This is a genomic window from [Zimmermannella] bifida NBRC 103089, from assembly GCF_001570925.1.
Taxonomy (GTDB): domain Bacteria; phylum Actinomycetota; class Actinomycetes; order Actinomycetales; family Microbacteriaceae; genus Gulosibacter; species Gulosibacter bifidus.
Genome location: NZ_BCSP01000025.1, coordinates 1 through 5,447 on the forward strand (window position 1 = coordinate 1; position 5,447 = coordinate 5,447).

The following is a 5,447-nucleotide window of genomic DNA, read 5'->3' on the forward strand; positions in this document are numbered from 1 at the left end:
TTGAACCCTCCCACCAAAGAATTGTTCGGCAGCGACCTACTCTCCCACAAGGTCCCCCTTGCAGTACCATCGGCGCAAAGACGCTTAGCTTCCGGGTTCGGAATGTAACCGGGCGTTTCCATCTCGCAATAACCACCGAAACACTATTGACTTACCAACAACAACCCACAACCAAACAGCCATGAATCATCACTTGTCCTTGGTTATTAGCCAAGAACCACACAATGGACGCGAACACACAAACATTTCTCAAACATGTTAATCAAATCATCGGCGTATTAGTACCGGTCAGCTCCACACATTACTGCGCTTCCACATCCGGCCTATCAACCCAGTCATCTACTGGACACCTCTCCCCAAAAGGGACGGAAGTCTCATCTTGAAGCCGGCTTCCCGCTTAGATGCTTTCAGCGGTTATCCGTTCCGAACGTAGCCAATCAGCCGTGCCCTTGGCAGAACAACTGACACACCAGAGGTTCGTCCTTCTCGGTCCTCTCGTACTAAAGAAAGATCTTCTCAAACTTCCAACGCGCGCAGCGGATAGAGACCGAACTGTCTCACGACGTTCTGAACCCAGCTCGCGTACCGCTTTAATGGGCGAACAGCCCAACCCTTGGGACCAACTCCAGCCCCAGGATGCGACGAGCCGACATCGAGGTGCCAAACCATGCCGTCGATATGGACTCTTGGGCAAGATCAGCCTGTTATCCCCGAGGTACCTTTTATCCGTTGAGCGACAGCGCTTCCACAAGCCACTGCCGGATCACTAGTCCCGACTTTCGTCCCTGCTCCACCTGTCAGTGTCACAGTCAAGCTCCCTTGTGCACTTACACTCGAAATCTGATTACCAACCAGACTGAGGGAACCTTTGGGCGCCTCCGTTACTCTTTAGGAGGCAACCGCCCCAGTTAAACTACCCACCAGGCACTGTCCCTGAACCGGATTACGGTTCGAAGTTAGATAACCGGAATGACCAGAGTGGTATTTCAACAACGACTCCACCAACACTAGCGTGCCAGCTTCACAGTCTCCCACCTATCCTACACAAGCCATCCCAATCACCAATACCAAGCTATAGTAAAGGTCACGGGGTCTTTTCGTCCTGCTGCGCGTAACGAGCATCTTTACTCGTACTGCAATTTCGCCGAGTTCGCGGTGGAGACAGCTGGGAAGTCGTTACGCCATTCGTGCAGGTCGGAACTTACCCGACAAGGAATTTCGCTACCTTAGGATGGTTATAGTTACCACCGCCGTTTACTGGGGCTTAAATTCTGTGCTTCGCCAAAGCTAACACTTCCTCTTAACCTTCCAGCACCGGGCAGGCGTCAGTCCGTATACATCGTCTTGCAACTTCGCACGGACCTGTGTTTTTGATAAACAGTCGCTTCCCACTAGTCTCTGCGGCCACCACACCCTTTCGGAGTAAATCCTAATAAGTGAGCGGCCCCCCTTCTCCCGAAGTTACGGGGGCATTTTGCCGAGTTCCTTCACCACGATTCTCTCGAACTCCTTAGTATTCTCTACCTGACTACCTGTGTCGGTTTAGGGTACGGGCAACTAAAACCTCGCGTCGATGCTTTTCTCGGCAGCTGAGGATCACCAACTTCGTCTAACGACTTCCGCTTCAGCTCTCAGGCACATGAATGACGGATTTACCAATCATTCGCCCTACAACCTTGCCCGGATACAACCATTCACCCGGTTTGGCTACCTTTCTGCGTCACACCTGTTAATACGCTACCCTCCCCAGCATAGGTTCGAACGCTCCCCCAGAAACAGGACCCGAAGGCCCCGAACCCAGGTTCGGGCTCTTAGCATCACTGGTTCAGATTGGACGGTTTTTCGCCGGTACGGGAATATCAACCCGTTGTCCATCGACTACGCCTGTCGGCCTCGCCTTAGGTCCCGACTTACCCAGGGAAGATTAGCTTGACCCTGGAACCCTTAGTCATTCGGAGGACGGGTTTCTCACCCGTCTTTCGCTACTCATGCCTGCATTCTCACTCGTGTACCGTCCACACTCGGGTTACCCCAGCGCTTCACCCAGTACACGACGCTCTCCTACCAATCCCCAAACGGGAATTTCACGATTTCGGTGGTGTGCTTGAGCCCCGTTACATTGTCGGCGCGGAATCACTTGACCAGTGAGCTATTACGCACTCTTTCAAGGGTGGCTGCTTCTAAGCCAACCTCCTGGTTGTCACTGCAACTCCACATCCTTTTCCACTTAGCACACGCTTAGGGACCTTAATCGGTGATCTGGGTTGTTTCCCTCTCGACAATGAAGCTTATCCCCCACTGTCTCACTGCTGCGCTCTCACTTACCGGCATTCGGAGTTTGGCTGACGTCAGTAACCTGTTGAGGCCCATCGGCCATCCAGTAGCTCTACCTCCAGTAAGAAACACGCAACGCTGCACCTAAATGCATTTCGGAGAGAACCAGCTATCACGAAGTTTGATTGGCCTTTCACCCCTAACCACAGCTCATCCCCCCAGTTTTCAACCTAGGTGGGTTCGGTCCTCCACGAGGTCTTACCCTCGCTTCAACCTGGCCATGGCTAGATCACTTCGCTTCGGGTCTAGAACATGCGACTCAACGCCCTATTAAGACTCGCTTTCGCTACGGCTTCCCCACACGGGTTAACCTCGCCACACATCACTAACTCGCAGGCTCATTCTTCAAAAGGCACGCCGTCACCCCTAAAGGCTCCGACGGATTGTAAGCAAACGGTTTCAGGCACTATTTCACTCCCCTCCCGGGGTACTTTTCACCTTTCCCTCACGGTACTTGTCCGCTATCGGTCATCTGGAAGTATTTAGGCTTATCGGGTGGTCCCGACAGATTCACACAGAGTTTCACGGGCTCCGTGCTACTTGGGATACCTTTCAGCATGCACGCACTGTTTCGACTACGGGACTCGCACCCCCTATGGTCAGGCATTCAAACCTGTTCGCCTACAGTACAAACAACACTCGCCGCTCAGTAGCGCGGCACGAAAAGTCCCACAACCCCGACTATGCAACGCCTACCAGCTATCACACACAATCGGTTTAGCCTCATCCGCGTTCGCTCGCCACTACTAACGGAATCACTATTGTTTTCTCTTCCTGTGGGTACTGAGATGTTTCACTTCCCCACGTTCCCCCTCATAGCCCTATATATTCAGACCTGAGTGACTAGATTAAATCCAGCCGGGTTTCCCCATTCGGAAATCCTCGAATCAACGCCCGTTTATCGGCTCCCCGAGGCTTATCGCAGATTACTACGTCCTTCTTCGGCTCCAGATGCCAAGGCATCCACCGTTTGCCCTTAGCAATTTGATCAACTAAGAAACAAAAAATTCGAAAAGAATCAAAACCATGAAGATCTTGAACTTTCAGAAACAAATACAACCACCACACAACAAACCCAAAACAGGCTCACCATGCGGCAGTCAAGATGCTCGCGTCCACTATGTAGTTCTCAACCAACAACCGGAATCCAACACCCACCAACACCAAACAGTGCCAGCAAACATCAGCCCAGGAGACCAACCGGCCCCCAAGGACCCAACAGCGTGCACACCACCAACAACCACCAACCAAACTTTCCAACACCAACCAAACGATCAATGCGTACTCACCCAGCCAGCCATCACCAGCAGCATCAGTCATATGTTCCACCCATGAGCACCCACAACCACACTCGGGCAGCAGGCACCGACACCACAACACGTGGCATCAGGTAGCTCCTTAGAAAGGAGGTGATCCAGCCGCACCTTCCGGTACGGCTACCTTGTTACGACTTAGTCCTAATCACCGATCCCACCTTCGACGGCTCCCCCCAAAAGGTTAGGCCACCGGCTTCGGGTGTTACCGACTTTCATGACTTGACGGGCGGTGTGTACAAGGCCCGGGAACGTATTCACCGCAGCGTTGCTGATCTGCGATTACTAGCGACTCCGACTTCATGGGGTCGAGTTGCAGACCCCAATCCGAACTGAGACCGGCTTTTTGGGATTCGCTCCACCTCGCGGTATCGCAGCCCATTGTACCGGCCATTGTAGCATGCGTGAAGCCCAAGACATAAGGGGCATGATGATTTGACGTCATCCCCACCTTCCTCCGTGTTGACCACGGCAGTATCCCATGAGTTCCCACCATAACGTGCTGGCAACATAGGACGAGGGTTGCGCTCGTTGCCGGACTTAACCGAACATCTCACGACACGAGCTGACGACAACCATGCACCACCTGTATACCGACCCAAAAGGGGGCGACCATCTCTGGCCGTTTCCGGTATATGTCAAGCCTTGGTAAGGTTCTTCGCGTTGCATCGAATTAATCCGCATGCTCCGCCGCTTGTGCGGGCCCCCGTCAATTCCTTTGAGTTTTAGCCTTGCGGCCGTACTCCCCAGGCGGGGCGCTTAATGCGTTAGCTACGACACAGAAACCGTGGAATGGTCCCCACATCTAGCGCCCAACGTTTACGGCATGGACTACCAGGGTATCTAATCCTGTTCGCTCCCCATGCTTTCGCTCCTCAGCGTCAGTAACGGCCCAGAGATCTGCCTTCGCCATCGGTGTTCCTCCTGATATCTGCGCATTCCACCGCTACACCAGGAATTCCAATCTCCCCTACCGCACTCAAGTCTGCCCGTACCCACTGCACGCCCGAGGTTGAGCCTCGGAATTTCACAGCAGACGCGACAAACCGCCTACGAGCTCTTTACGCCCAATAATTCCGGACAACGCTTGCACCCTACGTATTACCGCGGCTGCTGGCACGTAGTTAGCCGGTGCTTTTTCTGCAGGTACCGTCACTTTCGCTTCTTCCCTACTAAAAGAGGTTTACAACCCGAAGGCCGTCATCCCTCACGCGGCGTTGCTGCATCAGGCTTGCGCCCATTGTGCAATATTCCCCACTGCTGCCTCCCGTAGGAGTCTGGGCCGTGTCTCAGTCCCAGTGTGGCCGGTCACCCTCTCAGGCCGGCTACCCGTCGTCGCCTTGGTAGGCCATTACCCCACCAACAAGCTGATAGGCCGCGAGCCGATCCAGAACCGAAAAATCTTTCCAACCAAAGACCATGCGGCCTTGGCACCTATCCAGTATTAGCCACCGTTTCCGGCGGTTATTCCAGAGTTCTGGGCACGTTGCTCACGTGTTACTCACCCGTTCGCCACTAATCCACCAAAGCAAGCTAAGGCTTCATCGTTCGACTTGCATGTGTTAAGCACGCCGCCAGCGTTCGTCCTGAGCCAGGATCAAACTCTCCGTAAAAAAATACAAACCACACAACCACCAAAAATGATCATGCAGCCGAGTTCAATCTGACAAATAACAAACCAAATAACTGGCTTGATTCATCCAAAATAAAGGAACCAACCCTGCCAAAAAGACAGGATAAAGGTCCAACAAAAATTGGCATATGACATAGTGCACACTGTTGAGTTCTCAAGGAACGGTC

At 53.1% G+C, this 5,447-nt stretch carries 3 rRNA genes; all 3 read right to left on the bottom strand.

Features of this window, described 5'->3' with window-relative positions:
* Positions 1–23: 23 nt before the first annotated feature.
* Positions 24–140 (bottom strand): 5S ribosomal RNA (rrf, locus tag ZBI01S_RS09290).
* Between the two features lie 118 nt (positions 141–258).
* Positions 259–3,324, bottom strand: a 23S ribosomal RNA gene (locus ZBI01S_RS09295).
* A 412-nt stretch (positions 3,325–3,736) separates the two neighbouring features.
* Positions 3,737–5,260, bottom strand: a 16S ribosomal RNA gene (locus tag ZBI01S_RS09300).
* Together the 16S, 23S and 5S rRNA genes form the textbook arrangement of a ribosomal RNA operon.
* Positions 5,261–5,447 lie beyond the last annotated feature (187 nt).